The sequence below is a fragment of the Listeria innocua genome, assembly GCF_028596125.1.
GTDB lineage: Bacteria > Bacillota > Bacilli > Lactobacillales > Listeriaceae > Listeria > Listeria innocua.
Map to the genome: position 1 here is coordinate 395,943 of NZ_CP117229.1, position 17,747 is coordinate 413,689.

A 17,747-nucleotide genomic window follows, 5' to 3' on the forward strand; every position below is an offset into this window, starting at 1 on the left:
CTTATGATGGGATATTTCGCTTATAAACGTTTAGAAACACTATATGGCATGCTCCTTGATGCGGGTAGCCACCTGTCAGCTCAGAAACTCAGCCAAGATTTACATATTTCAGAACGAACAATCCGGACGGACATAGCCAAATTAACCGAATTCCTCGAAACAAACGGAGCAACCATTACCTTAACTAGGGGCGCGGGATATAAAATAGAAATCCTTGATCCCACTGCCTTTGAAGCATTTCAGGCCGACAAAAATAAACCAAAAAATGCGGATTATTTTGACTTGGATAACCCGGAAGAACGCGTGAAATACGAGATATTCTTACTACTTTCTAGCGCTGATTATATTAAATTAGAAGATTTGGCAGACACCCTTTTTGCTAGTCGTGCGACGATCTCTAATGACATGAAACAAGTCCGAACAGTTATCGCATCTTATGATTTAACGCTCGTCTCAAAACCAGGAAGTGGCGTGAAAATTGTTGGAGAAGAAGAAAAAATGCGCTACACACTAACGGCTCTGATTGCCTCGAAAAAAGCCCCAGAGTCCTACTTAGAAACATTTTTTGAGTGGCATAAACAAAAAGAAAAGTTGCAAAAGTTAATGTCAGCCGTGACGGATTATTTTTTTGCAAACAACATTCGTTTTACAGATGAAGCACTTCAAAATTTGCTCTTACATATGATGATTTTAGTAGAGCGAATTGAACTAGGGCATTCTTTAGAACAATTTGAATTAACAGATGTTAGCGAAGAAGAAATCACAATCGCAAATAATTTAGCTGGCATTCTAGCTTCTCTTTTTGAAATTGAAATCTCAGAAGGGGACAAAAACTATTTACTTCTCCAAATTGCTAGTAAACGGATTTTGAATGTGGAAGATAAAGAAATTAGCGAATTCGATGATTATGCCTATATTGAAGGGATGTTAAATCGGATTGAATCGCAATATTTTTATCGTTTGCAAGATGATTTACAGTTAAAAAAAGATTTGATCGCACACATTCATTCCATGCTATATCGCGTGAAATATCATATGACTGTAAAAAATCCAATGACCGAGCATATTAAACGATACTACCCACTGGCTTACGAAATCACGCTAGATGCAGTAGAATCACTAAAAAAAGATTATCCATACGATATTAATCAAAATGAATTAGCTTATTTGGCGCTTCATATCGGGGCATCATTGGAACGAAACTATCAAATATCCTATTATCGCCATAAATCAGCGCTCATTGTGTGTGGTTCGGGATTTGGAACTGCACGAATTGTCGAAGCGAAAGTAAAATCAGCCGTAAGTAATTTAGACATTACTAAAGTTGTTTCCATTCAAGAATATAATCGTTTTATTCATATTGAAGAAGATATTATTCTTTCCACCGTCAGAATTCCAGAAAAAAATAAACCAGTTATTAAAATTAGCAATATCCCGACGAACGAAGAATTAAAAATGCTTGGAGCGATTATCGAGGAGCAGACAGACCCTAATCGAGGCTTCTTATCTTCCTTTTTTGACGCTGCATTTTTTGCGAGAAGTACGCTTACTAATAAGACAGCGATTTTGGAAGAGATGGTTGAGTCACTAAAAAGTAAAAATATTGTTGGCGACGAGTTTTTGAATTCTGTAATAGAAAGGGAACGGCTCGGTTCAACGGTGCTCGGAACTGGAATCGCCATCCCGCATCCTCTAGGCTTAATGGCTAAAGAGACGAAAATCGTCATCAGAATTTTAGATAATCCGATTAAATGGGATCAAAAACAATCTGTTCACGCTGTCTTTTTATTATGTATTAGTAAAAATGATTATGAAGAAGCAATCAATATTTATGAATTACTTGTGGAATTAGTTCGCGAAGAGTACGGTGAAAAACTTGCGGCTTTAAAAAGTTTTACGGATTTTACTAGTTTAGCGAACGATATTTTAAAGAAAAAGTAAAAGCTACCTCCTTTTTATCAAGGAAGTAGCTTTTTTGATGAAGTTTTAGTGAACTTTTTGATTTTACCATTTGGTCAAAGGCGATTTCATGGTACACTAGTAAGGAGAATAATTATACAGATGGAGGATTTAATGAATAGACAAACAGAATTTATTTTGCTTATAATAGGCGCTTCTTTTAGTATCATCACTTTTTTTGCAGCAGCATTATATGCACTGGTTTTTGGATTTAGCGCAATTGTTTTATCGGGTTCACCAATGACTTATGGTGGTTCTGAAGAAATGATTATGTCTTGGATATTTACTTTCTTTTCTATTATTGCTGTGATTTTTACAGTAGCATCAGCTGTTTTTGGATTTATTGGAGCTTTTAAAATTAAAAATAACAGCTCTAAAGTAAAAACAATTGCTGTTTGTTTTATCATATTAGGAGGATTGCAAGTTTTTTCAATACAAGGTATTCTATTTTTAATCGCAGGAATTTTAACTCTTACAAAAAAGGAATACAAAACAAATTTTAGAGAAAATGAGGGGATAAAATGGGAATAGCAGTCTTCTTTCCAATATTTTTGATTTTTGCTATGTTTCTAGGACTCGCAGCAAAAGTGCTATTAGCTATTTGGATTTATAAAGATGCAGAACAACGCGGTATGAATGCGATTCTGTGGTGCCTATTAATGATTTTCATAAATGTAATTATTATTCTAGTTATTTATCTTATCGTTCGTACAAAAGGCGAGGTAATGAGAAAAAACTTAGGTCTACTTATTAGTGGGATTGGTGTAGCGGTAGTAAATACCTTTATCGTCATTATTGCCTGCATTTTCTTGCTGTTTTTCGCAGTAAACGATGGTGGAATGCATAATATGATGAACGATTATAACTACGATTATGACAATGAATATCAATATGATATGGACAACTGGCAAGAATTTTAATAACATCTGTAAGAATCTGCTACCAAATATGGAGCAGATTCTTTTTATATTTACATAAAAGGGGTATAGACTATAAAAAAGTGAATCTCGACAAGGGGAATTGTTGAATGGATACGGTTATTTTAATAACGGTTATTATCGTTATAATGGGGTTAGCGTTTGATTTTATAAATGGGTTTCACGATATTGCAAATGCCGTTGCTACGAGTATTTCCACTAGAGCGTTAAAACCACGTGTGGCGATTGGGATTGCTGCTGTGATGAACTTTTTAGGAGCGATTTCTTTTACAGGAGTAGCCGAGTCGCTTACAAAGAGTATAGTGGATCCTTTTTCATTAAATAACGGAGAATTTGTGGTTTTATGTGGTTTAATTGCTGCGGTGATTTGGAATTTGATGACTTGGCTTGTTGGGATGCCGAGTAGTTCCTCGCACGCTCTTATTGGTGCGATAGCAGGTGCTTCTATTGCTTCTGCTAGTAGTTTTAGCGTGCTTAATTGGTCTGGATTTACAACGATTATTATCGCGTTAATAATTTCGCCAATCATTGGTTTTACAGTCGGTTATTTAATATATTCGCTGTTTAAAACCCTTTTTCATGATAAAAAACTTGGTAAAATGAATCGGCGTTTTCGTTTTATTCAAATTGGAACTGCAGCCGTTCAAGCATATTCTCACGGAACGAATGATGCCCAAAAAACAATGGGGATTATCACGCTAGCTTTAGTTGCAAGTGGACTTTTAAAAGAATCAGCTGGAATTCCGTTTTGGGTTCAAGTTAGTTGTGCGGCTTCCATGGCGATCGGTTCATCTGTCGGTGGTTACCGGATAATCAAAACAGTTGGAACAAAGATTATGAAAATTACACCAGTAACAGGAGTAGCTTCGGATTTAAGTTCGCTTTCAGTAATCATGTCAGCTACTTTAATCCATTTACCAGTGAGCACAACGCAAGTAATCGATAGCTCAATTATGGGTGTTGGAACTGCTAATCATAAAAAAGAAGTAAACTGGCGTACAGGTAAAAATATGGTGGTCACCTGGTTCATCACGTTACCATTAGCTGGACTCTTAGCGGCAGTGGTATACTGGATATCAGCAGCCATTTTCTTATAATTAGGAGGAATTTAAATGAAAATAGAACATGTAGCTTTATGGACAAAAGATTTAGAAAAAATGAAACAATTTTATGTGACTTATTTTGGTGCAACAGCTAATGAATTATACGAAAATAAAACAAAAGGCTTCAAATCCTATTTTCTCTCTTTTAAAAGTGGGGCAAGGCTGGAAATTATGAGCCGCATCGATGTTGCTGGAAAAAACACCGGCGAAAGTTTAGGCTGGGCACATATTGCGATCGCAACGGACTCAAAAGAAGCCGTGGATGAACTAACAGAAAAAATAAGACAAGCTGGTTTTAGTGTCGCTGGTGAGGCGAGAACAACTGGAGACGGCTACTATGAAAGTGTAGTTCTTGATCCAGAAGGCAATCGAATAGAAATCACTTGTTAGTACCTATTTGTCACTAACTTATTTATCATGTAGTATACAGTTATACATATTATTGATGAGGTGAATTTATGGATATTGTAACTAATAAAATTGTCGTAGAGAAATACAACTTTGAAACAACAATGGAAGAAAATCAACCGTTCGAAAACAAAATTGAATTAGAAGTCCATGAAGTAGAACCAGTTGATGGAAACGTAGAATTAATGGCTAAAGGTAAGATTTTTAAAATCACGATTCCGTTTTTACTAGTTCTTGAAAATTTCCGGATTGACGGTCGAATTAGCCGTATTATCCAGTTAAAAGACTTTTTTGGTCAATTTTCTGACTTAGAAGCAAAAGATGTGGAAGGTTTATCAAATCCACTAATTGATTACATTAAACGTCTTACTTACGATGTGACCGAAATTGCATTTGATGAGCCAGGGGTTAGTTTAGATTTTAATGCTAATCATAACGGCTAGATAGGAGAAGAAATGCGCCAATATATGAAAATGGTACGCCCATTTGATTTTGTAATTATCGTTGCACTGATTTTGGGTTCGTTTTTACCACTATTGTTATTTTCCGTTGCTGAGGCTAAAAATACCGGCGATGAAGTCGTAGCAATCATTTCACAAAATGGCAAAGTAATTCGGGAAATTCCGCTAACAGGTCATAAAGGAAATGAGCAATTTACGATTAAAGGAAAAGGCGCACAATATAATTTGATGGAAGTAGACGGCGAGCGAATTCGCATCAAAGAAGATAACAGCCCTGACCAAGTTGGTGTGAAAATGGGCTGGAAATCTAAAGCTGGTGACACCATTGTTTGTTTACCCCATAAAGTATTCGTGGAAATAAAATCAACACAGAAAGATAGCAAAGATCCTGATACAGATTTAATTGTGCCAAATTAAAAAAAACAGCAAGCGCCAAATACTGGGCTTGCTGTTTTTTATTTAATCAAGGAGTTCGATATATCCTTCTGTTCCATTTATTCGAATACGTGCACCATCCTGTATAATTTTAGTGGCATTTTCGACACCAACAACAGCAGGGAGACCATATTCCCGAGCAATTACTGCACCATGTGTCATCAGCCCGCCAACCTCGGTGATAAGCCCTTTAATCGAAACAAACGCGGGAGTCCAGCTTGGATCGGTAAAAGCTGTAACTAAAATATCGCCATCTTCTAAATCAGCTTTTTCCATATTTAAAATAACGCGTGCCCGACCTTCAACCACACCCGATGAAACAGGCAGACCGAGAATCGTATTTTCCGGAAGGTTTTCGCGGTGATATTGCCCGCTAATCATTTCGCCGTCCGATGTAAGAATCCGCGGTGGCGTCAATTTTTCATAAGAAGCAAAATCGCTTTTTCTAGTATTAATAAGTTGATAATCAGCTTTATTTGTACGTACAACTTCGCGTAATTCATCAAAATAAAGGAAATATATATCTTCTTTTTCTGAGATAACGCCACTTCTCACAAGCTCTTCGCCAGCACGAAGCAATGCGCGCTTATAAATAAAGTAACGATTAATCATTCCGTATTTTGGATACTCGCGATAGCCGATGAAATTACGTAAAGTATCGATTTTCGTTTTTGTTTCGGCCGCTTTTTCAGCCCCGTCTGGAAGCTCTGCTAATTGTTTTAAAAGGGTTTGTTCTTTTTCGCGCGCTTCTTTTTCGCCTTGTTCGAACTTGTGTTTACTTGCATTTGGTTCGAAATTTTTAATATTACTCAAAATTAATGGAACGAGCGCTAGCGGGTTTTCTATCCAGCGCGTTTTTGTTAAGTCGATTTCGCCGGCGCAGCGCATTCCGTATTTTTCTAAATAGGCTTCTATTGCATGTTTTGCTTCTTTACCACCTTCTAAATGAGCTAGATCAGCTAAGAAATCTGGATTTTTAGTTTGTTCTAAATAGCTTCTAACAGCAGGATATGGTCGAATAGCATCGGCTACATCTAACAATTCTAAGCCCATCTTTGAAGTAATATTATTGGGTGCGGATTCAGAAAGTGTATCTGCTACGTTTTTTTCACCAAGCCATTTGCTAATATGCTCGTTTAACCATGCAGAAGCGTCCATACCAGCCATAATTGCATCAATGCTTGTCTGGTTAAATAAAACGCTTTTAAGCTCCAGAAGGTCCTCTACAATGAAATCAAATAAGGCGGAACCTGATTTCGTTTTAATCGTCTCATTAAGTTGGTTAATGGATGCTTCACTATTTTTTACTAATTCAAAAACGACAGCGGGATCAGGAACATTTCGTACAGGTGGTTTGCCTGGTGCGGTCGCATGATTGGGTGTGTTTTCCACTGGTAATGGTGGCAAGAAATCTTTTTTATTAATAACTGTCAAAAGAGCATCTTTAATTAATGGGTCAGACGCGCCAAGTGTATTTACCATCATATCTCTTGAAGTGGGGAAGGATAGGCTTTGGGTAATATCCACGAATAATCTTCCACCAGCTGGATACATCGAAGCAGAGGTTGTCATTAAATAAAAGGAAAGACCAAGTGGCTTCATTGCATCAGTCATCATTTGTTGATGAGCCACAGATATATAGACCCGATTTCCTGGCTCGTCCACCTCAGGAACTGGATAAAGCGTAGTAATCGGACGACTTTGAACAATATAAAATTGCCCCTGAGCCAAACACCATTCAATATCTTGTGGTTTATTAAAATGAGCTTCTACGGTTCTGCCAAGTTTAGCTAAAGTTAAAATTTGTTCATCGGTTAATGTTTGAGCTGTTTGCTTGGATGGCTCCAGTGGCCTCGTTTCCGTTCCGCCTTCTTTTAACCCATATATGGCGATTTTTTTAGTGGCAATGATTTTATTTGTAATAGTATTTTCTTGGATGGTATAGGAATCTGCTGACACTAAACCGGAAACTAGAGCCTCACCTAAGCCGAAACTTGCATCAATAGCTAGTGATTTTCGATTAGACGTGATTGGATCTGCGGTGAATAGGATGCCAGAAGCTTCAGGGAAAATCATTTCTTGAACAACTACAGCCAAATGCACCTTGCTATGTTCAAAATGGTTTTCGTTTCGGTAAATAATAGCACGCTCGGTAAATAAAGAAGCCCAGCATTTACTAATATGGCGCAGTATTTCATCTATACCAATAATATTTAAATAAGTATCATGTTGCCCAGCAAAGGAAGTATGAGGGAGGTCTTCGGCGGTAGCGCTAGAGCGGACAGCAAATGCCGCGCTCGCATCGATGTTCATAATAGCAGCATCAATTTCAACGCTGATTTCTGGAGCAATCGGGATATTTTGAATGAGTGTGCGAATCTTTGCGCTAATTTCACGAATGTCCGCTGTGTTTTCGTTTTCTTGGAGTGTGAGTTGTTCCAGGAGTTGTTTGAATTCATGATTTTCTGCTACGGTTTCTTTGTATGCTTCGGTCGTAACGGAAAAACCGGCTGGTACGCGCACGCCTTGAATCTTTGCGCACTCGCTTAAATTCATTCCTTTGCCACCAACTAAGGCTTCATTTGTTTCGTTGGTTTCCTGAAATTTCAATACGTATGACGTCATTTCGTTCCCTCCCAAATTTTCGCAAAAATAAATTCTTGACTGTAAAGCGGGTATGTTATATAATTAAAGTAGGGATTTCTTTACGTAAGTCTATTTAAGCGATTATATCTTTATAAATTTACCATGAATCCAGCTATTTTTCAATTAAAAACCAATATAAAAAGCAAAATTTCTCGTATTAAGAAATTTTGCTTTTATTTTTATTGCTCGAATTTACATAGTGATAAGTTTCTAGATTTAGCTTCTGCAATGGTTACAGCTGTTTCGCCGTTTGAGTTGTTTAAACCACGACAGTTTTGGTCGTAATGGTATTTTTTGCCAGTTGCAGTGATATAAACCATTTCGCCTTGTTTATTACTTGTATCTGGTTTCGGAGCAGAGCGTTTTGCTTCAGCTCGTTTTGCCTCAGCAGCTTTCTTTTCGGCGGCAGCTTTTTCGGCAGCGGCTTTTGCATCGGCAGTTCTTTTTTCAGCGGCAGCTTTTTCATCTGCAATTCGTTTTTCTTCTGCGGCAACTCGTTCACGTTCTACTCGCTCTGCCTCAGCTTTTTCAGCAGCAACACGCTCGGCTTCAGCTTTATCAGCAAGCTTTTTCGTGTAACCGGGGCTCATTTCTAATGATAGTGTTTGTTCTTTCGTTTTTCCATCAATAGTAATAGAAAGAACAGCATCTTGGGCCCGGTCAAGTTCATTTACACGAAGGCTGAATTTTCCGTCCTCGTCTGCGGTTGCAGTTGCATCTGGATTATCAACAAAATCTAACGTTACTTCAGCGCCAGGGTTTGTTTTTCCTTCGACAACAATAGCTCCGTCATCCGTTGTTTTAAAGGTCTTTTCTGCTTTTAAAAGTGGTTCAACTGTAACTTTCTTTGTTTTTTCTTCTTGCTTAGGTTTCTCTGTGGATGCTTCCTCTTTCTCGCTTGGCACAATAGCAGAGCCAATAAAAATAGCTAAAATCGAACTAATAATTACAATTTGCGTTTTTCTACGTGGCCATTTTTTCTTTCTAAAACTTATAAGCCCATAAATCAACACACCAATACCTACTAGAAACAGTATTGTCCCAAATCCCGTCATAAAAAACTCCCTCTCCCTTTTTTTGTCTAACGATTTATTATAGGCATAATGTGAGGTTGTGCACAAGAGGGTTTAAGTAAAAAAAACTATTTTTTTGTACGTTCTGCTAAGGCATTGCATAAAATTCCAATAAAAAGCATCAAAATCATAAAAATTGTCACAGATTTCATCCATATTATATTAGAAAAAAAGGTGCTGTTGAAATTTAAAAAAACCAAAACAGGACCGATAAATGCTAGTAATAAGCTAATTGGAATCAGATAAAAGGCAAGTTTGCCAAGTTCTTTTAAGTTGTTTTTAATAGCAATCATCCTCCTTTTTTAAGCTTTCAACAGGAGTATACTACAAAAAATGGCAAAAAAGAACCCTCTTGAATAATACAGATGATTGCTTTATGATGAAGGAAAGACAAGCGTTTTGGAGGTGCTTAAAGATGACGAAACCAATAGAAGAAATCGGCGCAGAAATTGGCGCTAAAACAGAAAAAGTTGCACGTAAAACTGGAGAAATTGCAGGAACTGTAGCTAAAGTTTCTATTTATGGTTCGATTTGGGCTGTAAAAACTGGGGTAAACAAGTCTCGTGCCTTTACTCGAGGATTTAAACAAGGTTGGTCTGGCAAATAATATAGTCAAAAAAGGGAGAAAGTGAATTGTTAAGTTACTTATCGACGTTAAACCCGGTACTTTTAGCATTACTAGCAGGAATCTTCACCTGGGCTTGTACAGCAGCGGGAGCATCACTCGTGTTTTTCTTTAAAAATTTAAATAAAAAATGGGGCAATGTAATGCTCGGTTTTGCTGCTGGTGTTATGCTCGCAGCTAGTTTTTGGTCACTTCTTGCACCTGCAATCGAAATGAGCAAGGATTTAGGGAAATTTTCTTTTGTGCCAGCTTTAGTCGGTTTTTTACTCGGTGGCATATTTTTGCGTGTCATTGATCGCATTATTCCTCACTTGCATTTTGGATTTCCCGAACAAGCAAAAGAAGGTCCTAAAACATCACTTCGAAAAAGTATTTTGCTAGTGCTTTCGATTACGATTCATAATATTCCAGAAGGCGCGGCTGTTGGTGTGGCTTTTGGGGCTGTCATAACTGGTGATACGGAAACGCTTATTACTGCGATTGTATTAGCACTTGGAATCGGCATTCAAAATTTTCCAGAGGGAGCAGCTGTTTCGATTCCATTACGCGGGGAAGGTTTATCAAGAGGGAAGAGCTTTTGGTACGGACAGTTATCTGCAGTAGTTGAGCCGATTTTTGCCGTTATCGGTGCTGTTTTAGTTGTTTTTGTTACACCTATCCTGCCATTTGCGCTTGCATTTGCCGCTGGAGCGATGATTTTCGTGATTGTGGAAGAGCTAATACCTGAATCTCAAGTGGAAGGTTCAGCCGATTTAGCAACGGCTGCAACTATGGCTGGTTTTGCAGTTATGATGGTTTTAGACGTAGCTTTAGGATAAATAATAACCTGCCGTAGAAACGTTATTTAATATTTGCGAAATACGTTTTTTTACGGTAGAATAAATAGTGAAATATTTCACAATATGCTAGTTTTCAGGGGTAATCCTGTAACTATAAATTGGACACGGAAAAAAGCTCCCACTTTATCCGTGTCTTTTTTGTAACAAATGTTACGATTCTGTTGGTTCTATTTTCCTATTTTAGTACAAAAACTAGAAACTTGTTTTTTTTCATGTATAATTGTTTTATACGAAAAACTGGGGAAGGTTTTTCTAAAGGTGAGGTGCATAATGTGAAAATAAGGTGGATTAAAGTTTCACTAGTTACGATTCTCATTATTGCCGTGGTTTTTGTTGGTGTCATAGGGTTCCAAAAATACCAATTTTCAAAGTCGCGCAACAAAGTAATAATGCAGATGGATAGACTAATGAAAGACCAAGATGGAGGTAATTTTCGCCGCTTGGATAAGAAAGAGGACGGAGTAGAAATTATTTCTTATATTCCTAAAACTTCCACGAAACAAGACAACGAAATTATCCAGAAAGAAATTGAAAAGGCTAAATCTGCAGAAATAAAGAAATTAAACAGAGATAAAGATAAGCAAGGGATTATTTTTTACACTTATCAAAAGCAGAAAATGGCCGAGCAAGTAGTATCTTACAAAGCTGTCCAATCTGAGTACGTAAAAGAAGGTAAAACTAAATTTGTACTTAAGGACAAAAAAGATATTTGCAAAAACATTGTCACTGACGCCAAAACAGGCGCTCTGTTAACACTTGGGGATGTGTTAATAAAAAATGACGAAACAAAATTAAATTTAAAGACTGCAGCAGAGCAAGAACTTATTAAAACAGGGGACATTCCTTTAAAAGATGTTGGGAAACTCGGAGGAATAAAGAGCTTAGTGAAATGGGATCAAACTGATTTTGAACTTACTAACTCGGAACTAATTGTACCAGTTGAAGCACCAGGGATTTCAGGACCGAAAAAAGTAAATCTAAAACTTGCTGACATTGCTAGTTCTGTGAATAAACGTTACTTACCAAGCAGCGTAAAAGTCCCAGAAATACCAAAAGCAAAAACAAACAAACGTATTGCACTTACTTTTGATGATGGCCCAAGCGCTTCAGTAACACCAGGCGTACTAGATACATTGAAACGCTATGATGTAAAAGCGACATTCTTTGTACTTGGCTCTAGTGTTGTGCAAAATCCAGGTTTAGTAAAACGTGAATTAGATGAAGGACACCAAGTTGGTAGTCACTCATGGGATCATCCACAGTTAACTAAACTATCGGAACAAGAAGTTTACAACCAGATTCTACAAACACAAAAAGTTGTTTTTGATCAAACAGGTTATTTTCCAACGACAATGCGTCCTCCTTATGGCGCAGTAAACAAAAAGGTTGCTGATGAAATTGGACTTCCGATTATTCAGTGGTCTGTTGATACAGAAGATTGGAAAAATAAAAACGCAAAAGTAGTTACTCAAAGAGTCCTTGCTGGTGCAACGGACGGAGCGATTGTGCTAATGCATGATATTCATAAAACAACTGCTGCGAGCTTAGATGAAACGTTGAAACAACTGAAAAGTCAAGGCTTCGAATTTGTAACTATTAACGAACTTTATGGAGAGAAATTGCAGATTGGTAAGCAATATTTCGATAAAACAGAGTCGAGAATGGTGAAGTAAAAGAAGAGTAGCTAAGATGAGTAATCATTTTAGCTATTTTTTTATATTTCATGTTAAGTTTTCTTTACGTAAGAGGATTTTTATTTTATACTAAGTGTAAATATATCTTTACATGGTGGTGGTTATTTGAAAGTTAGTAATAAAGTGAGGCAGTTGCGAGAAGAAAGAGCTATTGGCCAAAATGAGTTAGCTCTTGCATTAGAAGTTTCGCGACAAACAATCCATGCCATTGAAAAAGGGAAGTATAATCCTAGTTTAGAGCTGAGCTTGAAGATGGCGAGGTATTTTCATTTAACAATTGAAGAGATTTTTCAACTAGAGGAGGATTAGTATGAAACGATACATTATTAATCGAGGTATTACGGTAGTTGCAACAATTATATATATGTTTCCACTTCTAGGAATTATTAAAGGGGAAAAAATATTTGGGGATATCGTTACGCCAATTGTTATGATTATTGCGGCTTTAATTGGGACACTAACTTCTATGTTCTTATTTGAAAATAAATCAAAGCGAGAATATGAGCAAGAAAAAATAGAAAAAGATGAAAGATATATCAATAATCGCAAAACATTTTCTTATTATGTACTTATTGTTTTAGCTTTGACGATACCAATTGTGTTGATTGTGCTGAATTTATACGGGATTGAACAAATCTCCATTTCGAGTTTGACAATCATTTTTCTTATCTTCTGTTTTGCATATATGATTGCTTTGGAATTCATCCGGAAAAAAGTATGATTGTAGGCAAAATAAAAAACATCCAACTTTTTCGTTGCATGTTGCCTAGCATTTACCAAATTTTGGTGACAATGCCATAAATACTATTACGTGTAATCCAACCATTCACGTGTTTGTGATTATTAGAAATTTGATATTGTTTGCCGCGGATTTTACTGATTTTATGTGTAAAAAAGCTACCGCGAACTTTGCAAAATACAATGTCGTTTACTTTGAGTTCTCTCGTGCCAATCGGTTCTAAACGAACAGGTTGCATTGATTTAATCAAAGGCAACATCGAATTTCCGCCTTCTTTATAACGCTCAATGGTTTCGCCACGTCTGAGTATTTCTACTGCATCAAGGCTTCTCATAATTATGCTCCTTTCTTGTTGTTAGTGCCAGAATAACAAAATAGTAAAGCGAAGTCAACGAAATTTTTCGCTGACTTTTTTTGTGGAGCGAAAAAAACTTATAATACCAAGCGCGAAAACAAATATGAAACGGATACTTCGGAATTTCTGATTACAACATATTTTAAAAGTAAAAAAGCAATTCTGTTATAATAGAATAAAATCAACTTTAAAAGGAGCTTAAACAGATGATTAGAGCGATTTCTGTAGATATGGACGGGACTTTTTTAGATGGAAATGGTGAATATAATCGCGCTAGATTTGAGAAGATTTATGCAGAATTAGTGAAGCGTGAGATTAAATTTATTGTTGCGAGCGGTAATCAATATTATCAGCTAAAATCATTTTTTCCTGGAAAGGATGAGGAACTTTTTTATGTGGCTGAAAATGGGGCGGTTATTTTTCATCAAGGGGAATTACTTAGTGTGAATCGTTTTGATGAAAGATTGGTTCAAAAGATTTTGCGGACGTTGATTCAAGAATATCAGGATTTGCAAGTGATACTTTGTGGGGTGAAAAGTGCGTATTTGTTAAAAGCGGCCGATCCGGATTTTAAAGCATTTGCGAAAAAGTATTATTTTGAGTTGCAAGAGGTGGATTCGTTCGATGTGCTTCCGGATGATACTTTTATCAAATTTGCGCTTGATGTGGAAGTGGCTAAGACTGGGCAAATTGTGGAAGATTTAAACCAAACGTTTGCTGGGGAAATTCGTGCTGTGTCGAGCGGGCATGGGAGTATTGATATTATTATTCCGGGCGTGACGAAAGGGAGCGCGATTCAGCAATTATTAAATGAATGGCAAGTGGCACCAGATGATTTACTCGCTTTTGGCGATGCGAATAATGATATCGAAATGTTGCAATTAACGTCGCATAGTTACGCGATGCAAGAAAGTAGCCCGGAAGTTCTTGCAACTGCAAATCATGTGGCTCCTTCTAATAAGGAAGCGGGCGTGTTACAAGTTATAGAAGATTATATGGAAAAAAGCCAAAGACCATGAGGTGGTCTTTGGCTTTTTTGGGGAGTGGTAAATGTGCCGATGTTTCGTAACGGTTATATACTAAATCAATTTACCAGTGTAGATTCTACAATATCTTTTCTGCGATAAACGTTCAGAATAAGGCCGAGTAGTGCAGCGTAAACTAGTAACATGCTTCCCCCGTAACTGATAAACGGCAGGGGGACTACCATGATTGGAACTATTCCAAGCCCCATAAGAATATTCCAAAAAGCTGGAACGGTAAATAATACAGCCCCTCCGATTGTTAATAATCTGCCGAATAAATCCTTTGTTTTAAAAGCGTTTAATGAAATTCGCAATATAAATACAAGCAGTAATAGACAAAGGAAAATTCCGAATACCCAGCCAAAAGAGTAGACAAGGAATGGAAAGACAAAATCTGTATGTGCTTCAGGGATTGTCAGATTGTTATGAAGTCCCTTGCCGAACCAACCAGCCTGCGAAAGGACAGCTTTCACTGATATGAGATTATCAGAGAGATAACTACTAAAGAATTTAAGAATCATCGTACTAATGAAAATAACACCTACAAGCAAATTACCAAGCGCTACTTTAATGGCAAATTGGTTACGACGATAATAAAAAATATACATCACTAATACACACAAAAAGTATATAATACTAAATACAAATTGGCTGAGTATAATGTAGAAAATAACTGGGAGCCAAAATAGGATTAGTAGACCTACTAGTTTTTTCCAACCTTTAAAGTCAGTAACTTTGGTGAAAATACCAGCCCACGCTATCAAGAATAAATATAAGCATATAGCTGGACCATTAATCATAATACCCCCGAAAGAAAGCCATATTCCTCCGCCAATAAGCCTGGTACCAACAAAAAAAGATATGAAAAATAGGATTAAGGCAGCCGCGTAAAAATACATCCATAAATTTTTTAGTTTTCTATAATCAAAGAAAAGAAATCCAATCAGAGCAAGAATCGCAAGGGCGAGCCAGACGATTTGTTTTTTTATAAAGAAAGAATTAGGTGATACTACATCACTCATCAGTGGAAGAAAACCAATACCGGCAAGTAGGATAAATAACGCAATAAGGAGCCAATCCATTCTTGGTTTATGAAGCTGATTCATGTTTTTGCCAACAGTCGAGGGATCTCCCATTTCCTGGATGGCTTTCTTATTCGCATCCTCTATAGATAATCCTCTCTTTTGAAAGGAGTGACTTAGCTCTTCTAAGTGATTACTAAGCTCTTTTTTAATCATACTGTGAGCTTGCTTGGATTTTACTTTAGCTATTACTTTACCTAAATATTCCTCAAATATAGCAGAACTCATAAAGAAGCCTCCTCAATTAAATTTTTTAGTAATCCGCGTTGTTTAGAGCCTCTATGTTCACAAGTAGCTACAAATTTTTTCCCTTTTGCAGTTAGGGAATAATATTTCTTATCTTCTATCCATTTTGATGAGAGGATTTTCTTATTTTCAAGTAGATGTAAAAGGGTATACAGCTGACCTTCATTGTTTTTGAAGCTAAGTTCATTTTTTTGAAATAGTTGGGTGGAAATCTCATAGCCATGCTTTGCTTCATCGTGCAGTGAATCTAAAATGTTTTTAAGCGTTTCTTCTTTCCAGTAGTGAAGTTCTAGGTGAGATTGCTTCTTCCGGATTGTTTCTTTTACTGCAGTTTTTCTCTCCTCGGAAAAAGAAAAACCCTCAAAATCTTTTTTTATAGAATCCTTTAAATTATAGAATGGATCATCCATGATTATACCTCCTTTTTCATCTTGGTTTTTAATAATTCTCTGGCGTGTTTTAACCTGGTTTTCAATGTATTGCTATTTACACCAGTAATTTTACTGATATTCGCTAAAGAGAGTTCTTCGTAGTAATGTAAGAAAACAACTTCCCTGTATTTTACGGGTAAATCCATAACCGCGCTCATTAAGCTGTTTGCTACATCTTTTGCGATAATTTCTTCCTCAACGTGTTTTGACTTGGACGGGAGATAATTCCAAATTTTTTCGCTGAAATTTAGTTTGCGATAATGCCAACTACCCAAGTAATCTTTGCAATGATTAATAGCAATTCGATATAGCCACGTTTTTATGGATGACTTGTTATTAAACTGATCTAGTTTTTCATAGCATTTAATAAATATCTCTTGCGTTAAATCTTCCGCTGTCGTTCGATTCTTTACATAAGAAAAAACTAGATGCAGTACATCATCGCTGTAGTTATCCATTAACTGGCTGATTATTTGTTCGGTATTTTCTATGCTATTAATATTAATTCCTATTTCTTCAAGTTCAGTCATTTAAGTTTCACCTTCTTCTGCAATATTAGACGAAGCAAGTATCATTTAGGTTTGGAAAAATTTTATTTATATCCCTAAAATAGCGATAGTCATCTTATAAAGTATTAACTATCTGTTGAAAATACGCAATAAAAAAAAGACTGTAAACAAAATGATTGCTCTACAGTCTTTGGCTTTTTCTATTTCAATAAACTAAGGAATACAACACCCACCATAATTAACAGTATGCCAGAAAGGATAAAAGTCCATTCTAACGGGCTTTTTTTCTGTTTAAAAATGAGGATGCCGCCGATTGTTGCGACGATAACGCAAGCTTGTGATATCGAGAAGCTCGTTGCGACACCAAGTACAGCAGTTGCTAAGAACATGCCTAGATTGGCGATTGACCACGATAATCCGGTCATTAAGTTGAATGTAACATTTTTTCGGGAAATAGCAGTCTTTTTCGCTAAGTTAATACCAATGGCGCATGTCAGCATACCGATTGCTTGTGGTAAAATGATAGAAAAGCCAGTGACATCAAAAAGCTGGTTTGTCACTACGTAAAGCGTTAAAAAGAACGAAGATAGAATAACGATACCGTAGACATGAAATGAAACCGACTCCGTGATATGATTCCCGCGTTTTTGAAACCCGGTCATTACCACCCCAATCAAGATTAAAATTACTGCAACAACTCCGATGATAACAGCCGTAACCGTTTGCCATTCCTGAAAAACAAGGACTGCAAAAAGCGTTGCGCCAACGAGTTGTGTACCATTTGAAATCGGCATTGCCTTCGCGACACTAGAAGCCGCAATCCCTTTAAACTGCAGTAATTGCCCAAAACTCCAAAAGATACCCGAAACAAAACTCACTATAAAAGAAAGAACTGTTATTTCTGGTGATAAAATCCAGAACAAAATGAAAGCAAATAATAGCGCGCTAATCGAAGTCCCCAGTAGTTGTTCCTCGGGGGTGCTTTTTCGTAAGTTCGCAATTATCGGCATAAATCCCCACCCAAGAACAGGGAGTAACGCAATAAGATAAATAGACATAAAATAAGCTTCCTTTCTAGGTTAGTGGTGCTAATTTAAATCTACCATTCTCCAAAATGAACAGCAATATCCCAAAATTACGGTATTCAATGCGGTAATTTTCGTAGTTTTCTGGGGATGA

The 17,747-nt window shown here is 36.8% G+C and carries 21 protein-coding genes; 13 read left to right on the top strand and 8 right to left on the bottom strand.

Translation table 11 applies throughout. From position 1 onward, the window contains the following. The first annotated feature begins 6 nt into the window (after positions 1 to 6). From PQQ29_RS02500 to PQQ29_RS02530, 7 genes are all read left to right on the top strand, one after another. On the top strand, positions 7 to 1,941 hold the full coding sequence (locus tag PQQ29_RS02500; RefSeq protein ID WP_187984143.1) for a BglG family transcription antiterminator: 1,935 nt from the start codon (positions 7 to 9) through the stop codon (positions 1,939 to 1,941). 132 nt (positions 1,942 to 2,073) lie between these two features. Then, positions 2,074 to 2,490: a DUF4064 domain-containing protein gene (locus PQQ29_RS02505; RefSeq protein ID WP_010990403.1), complete on the top strand. Its 417-nt coding sequence runs from the start codon at positions 2,074 to 2,076 to the stop codon at positions 2,488 to 2,490. Continuing rightward, positions 2,481 to 2,879: a hypothetical protein gene (locus PQQ29_RS02510; protein WP_003760388.1), complete on the top strand. Its 399-nt coding sequence runs from the start codon at positions 2,481 to 2,483 to the stop codon at positions 2,877 to 2,879. The genes PQQ29_RS02505 and PQQ29_RS02510 overlap by 10 nt, the downstream gene beginning before the upstream one ends. Positions 2,880 to 2,986: 107 nt before the next feature. Beyond that, positions 2,987 to 3,994 (top strand): inorganic phosphate transporter, encoded by a 1,008-nt coding sequence (locus PQQ29_RS02515; protein ID WP_003770381.1) that lies wholly within the window; start codon positions 2,987 to 2,989, stop codon positions 3,992 to 3,994. Between the two features lie 15 nt (positions 3,995 to 4,009). Then, positions 4,010 to 4,390, top strand: coding sequence for a VOC family protein (locus PQQ29_RS02520; protein ID WP_010990405.1), 381 nt, complete (start codon positions 4,010 to 4,012; stop codon positions 4,388 to 4,390). A 68-nt stretch (positions 4,391 to 4,458) separates the two neighbouring features. Next, positions 4,459 to 4,851 carry a DUF1149 family protein gene (locus PQQ29_RS02525; RefSeq protein WP_003760399.1) on the top strand — a complete coding sequence of 131 codons (393 nt, stop codon included), beginning with the start codon at positions 4,459 to 4,461 and terminating at the stop codon, positions 4,849 to 4,851. A 12-nt stretch (positions 4,852 to 4,863) separates the two neighbouring features. Then, on the top strand, positions 4,864 to 5,286 hold the full coding sequence (locus PQQ29_RS02530; protein ID WP_003760402.1) for a NusG domain II-containing protein: 423 nt from the start codon (positions 4,864 to 4,866) through the stop codon (positions 5,284 to 5,286). A 42-nt stretch (positions 5,287 to 5,328) separates the two neighbouring features. Here PQQ29_RS02530 and ppsA read toward each other — a convergent pair whose 3' ends face one another. From ppsA to PQQ29_RS02545, 3 genes are all read right to left on the bottom strand, one after another. Further along, positions 5,329 to 7,929: a phosphoenolpyruvate synthase gene (gene ppsA / locus PQQ29_RS02535; RefSeq protein ID WP_010990406.1), complete on the bottom strand. Its 2,601-nt coding sequence runs from the start codon at positions 7,927 to 7,929 to the stop codon at positions 5,329 to 5,331. 200 nt (positions 7,930 to 8,129) lie between these two features. Further along, a complete protein-coding gene (locus PQQ29_RS02540; RefSeq protein WP_010990407.1) occupies positions 8,130 to 9,005 on the bottom strand; it encodes an Ig-like domain-containing protein in 876 nt (291 codons plus the stop codon). Positions 9,006 to 9,091: 86 nt separating this feature from the next. Next, positions 9,092 to 9,316: a hypothetical protein gene (locus tag PQQ29_RS02545; RefSeq protein WP_033533435.1), complete on the bottom strand. Its 225-nt coding sequence runs from the start codon at positions 9,314 to 9,316 to the stop codon at positions 9,092 to 9,094. A 122-nt stretch (positions 9,317 to 9,438) separates the two neighbouring features. Between PQQ29_RS02545 and PQQ29_RS02550 the strand changes: the two genes are divergently transcribed. From PQQ29_RS02550 to PQQ29_RS02570, 5 genes are all read left to right on the top strand, one after another. Then, a complete protein-coding gene (locus PQQ29_RS02550; protein WP_003770394.1) occupies positions 9,439 to 9,630 on the top strand; it encodes a hypothetical protein in 192 nt (63 codons plus the stop codon). A gap of 26 nt (positions 9,631 to 9,656) precedes the next feature. Beyond that, entirely contained in the window at positions 9,657 to 10,466 is an 810-nt protein-coding gene (locus PQQ29_RS02555; RefSeq protein WP_003765320.1) for a ZIP family metal transporter, read from the top strand. A 293-nt stretch (positions 10,467 to 10,759) separates the two neighbouring features. Next, the gene (locus tag PQQ29_RS02560) at positions 10,760 to 12,160 is read left to right on the top strand and encodes a polysaccharide deacetylase family protein (protein ID WP_010990409.1); all 1,401 of its coding nucleotides are present in this window, start codon (positions 10,760 to 10,762) and stop codon (positions 12,158 to 12,160) included. A gap of 126 nt (positions 12,161 to 12,286) precedes the next feature. Next, positions 12,287 to 12,490 carry a helix-turn-helix transcriptional regulator gene (locus tag PQQ29_RS02565; RefSeq protein WP_003760414.1) on the top strand — a complete coding sequence of 68 codons (204 nt, stop codon included), beginning with the start codon at positions 12,287 to 12,289 and terminating at the stop codon, positions 12,488 to 12,490. A 1-nt stretch (position 12,491) separates the two neighbouring features. Then, entirely contained in the window at positions 12,492 to 12,902 is a 411-nt protein-coding gene (locus PQQ29_RS02570; protein WP_003770398.1) for a hypothetical protein, read from the top strand. A gap of 52 nt (positions 12,903 to 12,954) precedes the next feature. Here the strand turns inward: PQQ29_RS02570 and PQQ29_RS02575 are convergent, their stop codons facing one another. Further along, complete coding sequence (locus PQQ29_RS02575) at positions 12,955 to 13,254, bottom strand: hypothetical protein (protein WP_003729029.1); 300 nt, start codon at positions 13,252 to 13,254, stop codon at positions 12,955 to 12,957. Positions 13,255 to 13,481: 227 nt separating this feature from the next. Between PQQ29_RS02575 and PQQ29_RS02580 the strand changes: the two genes are divergently transcribed. Then, complete coding sequence (locus PQQ29_RS02580; protein ID WP_010990410.1) at positions 13,482 to 14,294, top strand: Cof-type HAD-IIB family hydrolase; 813 nt, start codon at positions 13,482 to 13,484, stop codon at positions 14,292 to 14,294. 65 nt (positions 14,295 to 14,359) lie between these two features. Here PQQ29_RS02580 and PQQ29_RS02585 read toward each other — a convergent pair whose 3' ends face one another. From PQQ29_RS02585 to PQQ29_RS02600, 4 genes are all read right to left on the bottom strand, one after another. Continuing rightward, the gene (locus PQQ29_RS02585) at positions 14,360 to 15,610 is read right to left on the bottom strand and encodes an FtsW/RodA/SpoVE family cell cycle protein (protein WP_010990411.1); all 1,251 of its coding nucleotides are present in this window, start codon (positions 15,608 to 15,610) and stop codon (positions 14,360 to 14,362) included. Next, the gene (locus PQQ29_RS02590; protein WP_010990412.1) at positions 15,607 to 16,038 is read right to left on the bottom strand and encodes a PadR family transcriptional regulator; all 432 of its coding nucleotides are present in this window, start codon (positions 16,036 to 16,038) and stop codon (positions 15,607 to 15,609) included. The genes PQQ29_RS02585 and PQQ29_RS02590 overlap by 4 nt, the downstream gene beginning before the upstream one ends. Before the next feature lie 2 nt (positions 16,039 to 16,040). Continuing rightward, entirely contained in the window at positions 16,041 to 16,589 is a 549-nt protein-coding gene (locus tag PQQ29_RS02595) for a sigma-70 family RNA polymerase sigma factor (RefSeq protein WP_010990413.1), read from the bottom strand. A gap of 179 nt (positions 16,590 to 16,768) precedes the next feature. Continuing rightward, complete coding sequence (locus tag PQQ29_RS02600; RefSeq protein WP_010990414.1) at positions 16,769 to 17,626, bottom strand: GRP family sugar transporter; 858 nt, start codon at positions 17,624 to 17,626, stop codon at positions 16,769 to 16,771. Between the last annotated feature and the right edge of the window lie 121 nt (positions 17,627 to 17,747).

Excerpts from the sequence above, each read along its gene's own strand:
- PQQ29_RS02585 (WP_010990411.1), bottom strand. The coding sequence starts at position 15,610 with ATGAGTTCTGCTATATTTGAGGAATATTTAGGTAAAGTAATAGCTAAA.
- PQQ29_RS02575 (WP_003729029.1), bottom strand. The coding sequence starts at position 13,254 with ATGAGAAGCCTTGATGCAGTAGAAATACTCAGACGTGGCGAAACCATT.
- PQQ29_RS02505 (WP_010990403.1), top strand. The coding sequence starts at position 2,074 with ATGAATAGACAAACAGAATTTATTTTGCTTATAATAGGCGCTTCTTTT.
- PQQ29_RS02525 (WP_003760399.1), top strand. The coding sequence starts at position 4,459 with ATGGATATTGTAACTAATAAAATTGTCGTAGAGAAATACAACTTTGAA.
- PQQ29_RS02515 (WP_003770381.1), top strand. The coding sequence starts at position 2,987 with ATGGATACGGTTATTTTAATAACGGTTATTATCGTTATAATGGGGTTA.
- PQQ29_RS02570 (WP_003770398.1), top strand. The coding sequence starts at position 12,492 with ATGAAACGATACATTATTAATCGAGGTATTACGGTAGTTGCAACAATT.
- PQQ29_RS02600 (WP_010990414.1), bottom strand. The coding sequence starts at position 17,626 with ATGTCTATTTATCTTATTGCGTTACTCCCTGTTCTTGGGTGGGGATTT.
- PQQ29_RS02530 (WP_003760402.1), top strand. The coding sequence starts at position 4,864 with ATGCGCCAATATATGAAAATGGTACGCCCATTTGATTTTGTAATTATC.
- PQQ29_RS02550 (WP_003770394.1), top strand. The coding sequence starts at position 9,439 with ATGACGAAACCAATAGAAGAAATCGGCGCAGAAATTGGCGCTAAAACA.
- PQQ29_RS02510 (WP_003760388.1), top strand. The coding sequence starts at position 2,481 with ATGGGAATAGCAGTCTTCTTTCCAATATTTTTGATTTTTGCTATGTTT.
- PQQ29_RS02595 (WP_010990413.1), bottom strand. The coding sequence starts at position 16,589 with ATGACTGAACTTGAAGAAATAGGAATTAATATTAATAGCATAGAAAAT.
- PQQ29_RS02540 (WP_010990407.1), bottom strand. The coding sequence starts at position 9,005 with ATGACGGGATTTGGGACAATACTGTTTCTAGTAGGTATTGGTGTGTTG.
- PQQ29_RS02590 (WP_010990412.1), bottom strand. The coding sequence starts at position 16,038 with ATGGATGATCCATTCTATAATTTAAAGGATTCTATAAAAAAAGATTTT.
- PQQ29_RS02500 (WP_187984143.1), top strand. The coding sequence starts at position 7 with ATGGGATATTTCGCTTATAAACGTTTAGAAACACTATATGGCATGCTC.
- PQQ29_RS02545 (WP_033533435.1), bottom strand. The coding sequence starts at position 9,316 with ATGATTGCTATTAAAAACAACTTAAAAGAACTTGGCAAACTTGCCTTT.
- ppsA (WP_010990406.1), bottom strand. The coding sequence starts at position 7,929 with ATGACGTCATACGTATTGAAATTTCAGGAAACCAACGAAACAAATGAA.
- PQQ29_RS02520 (WP_010990405.1), top strand. The coding sequence starts at position 4,010 with ATGAAAATAGAACATGTAGCTTTATGGACAAAAGATTTAGAAAAAATG.
- PQQ29_RS02580 (WP_010990410.1), top strand. The coding sequence starts at position 13,482 with ATGATTAGAGCGATTTCTGTAGATATGGACGGGACTTTTTTAGATGGA.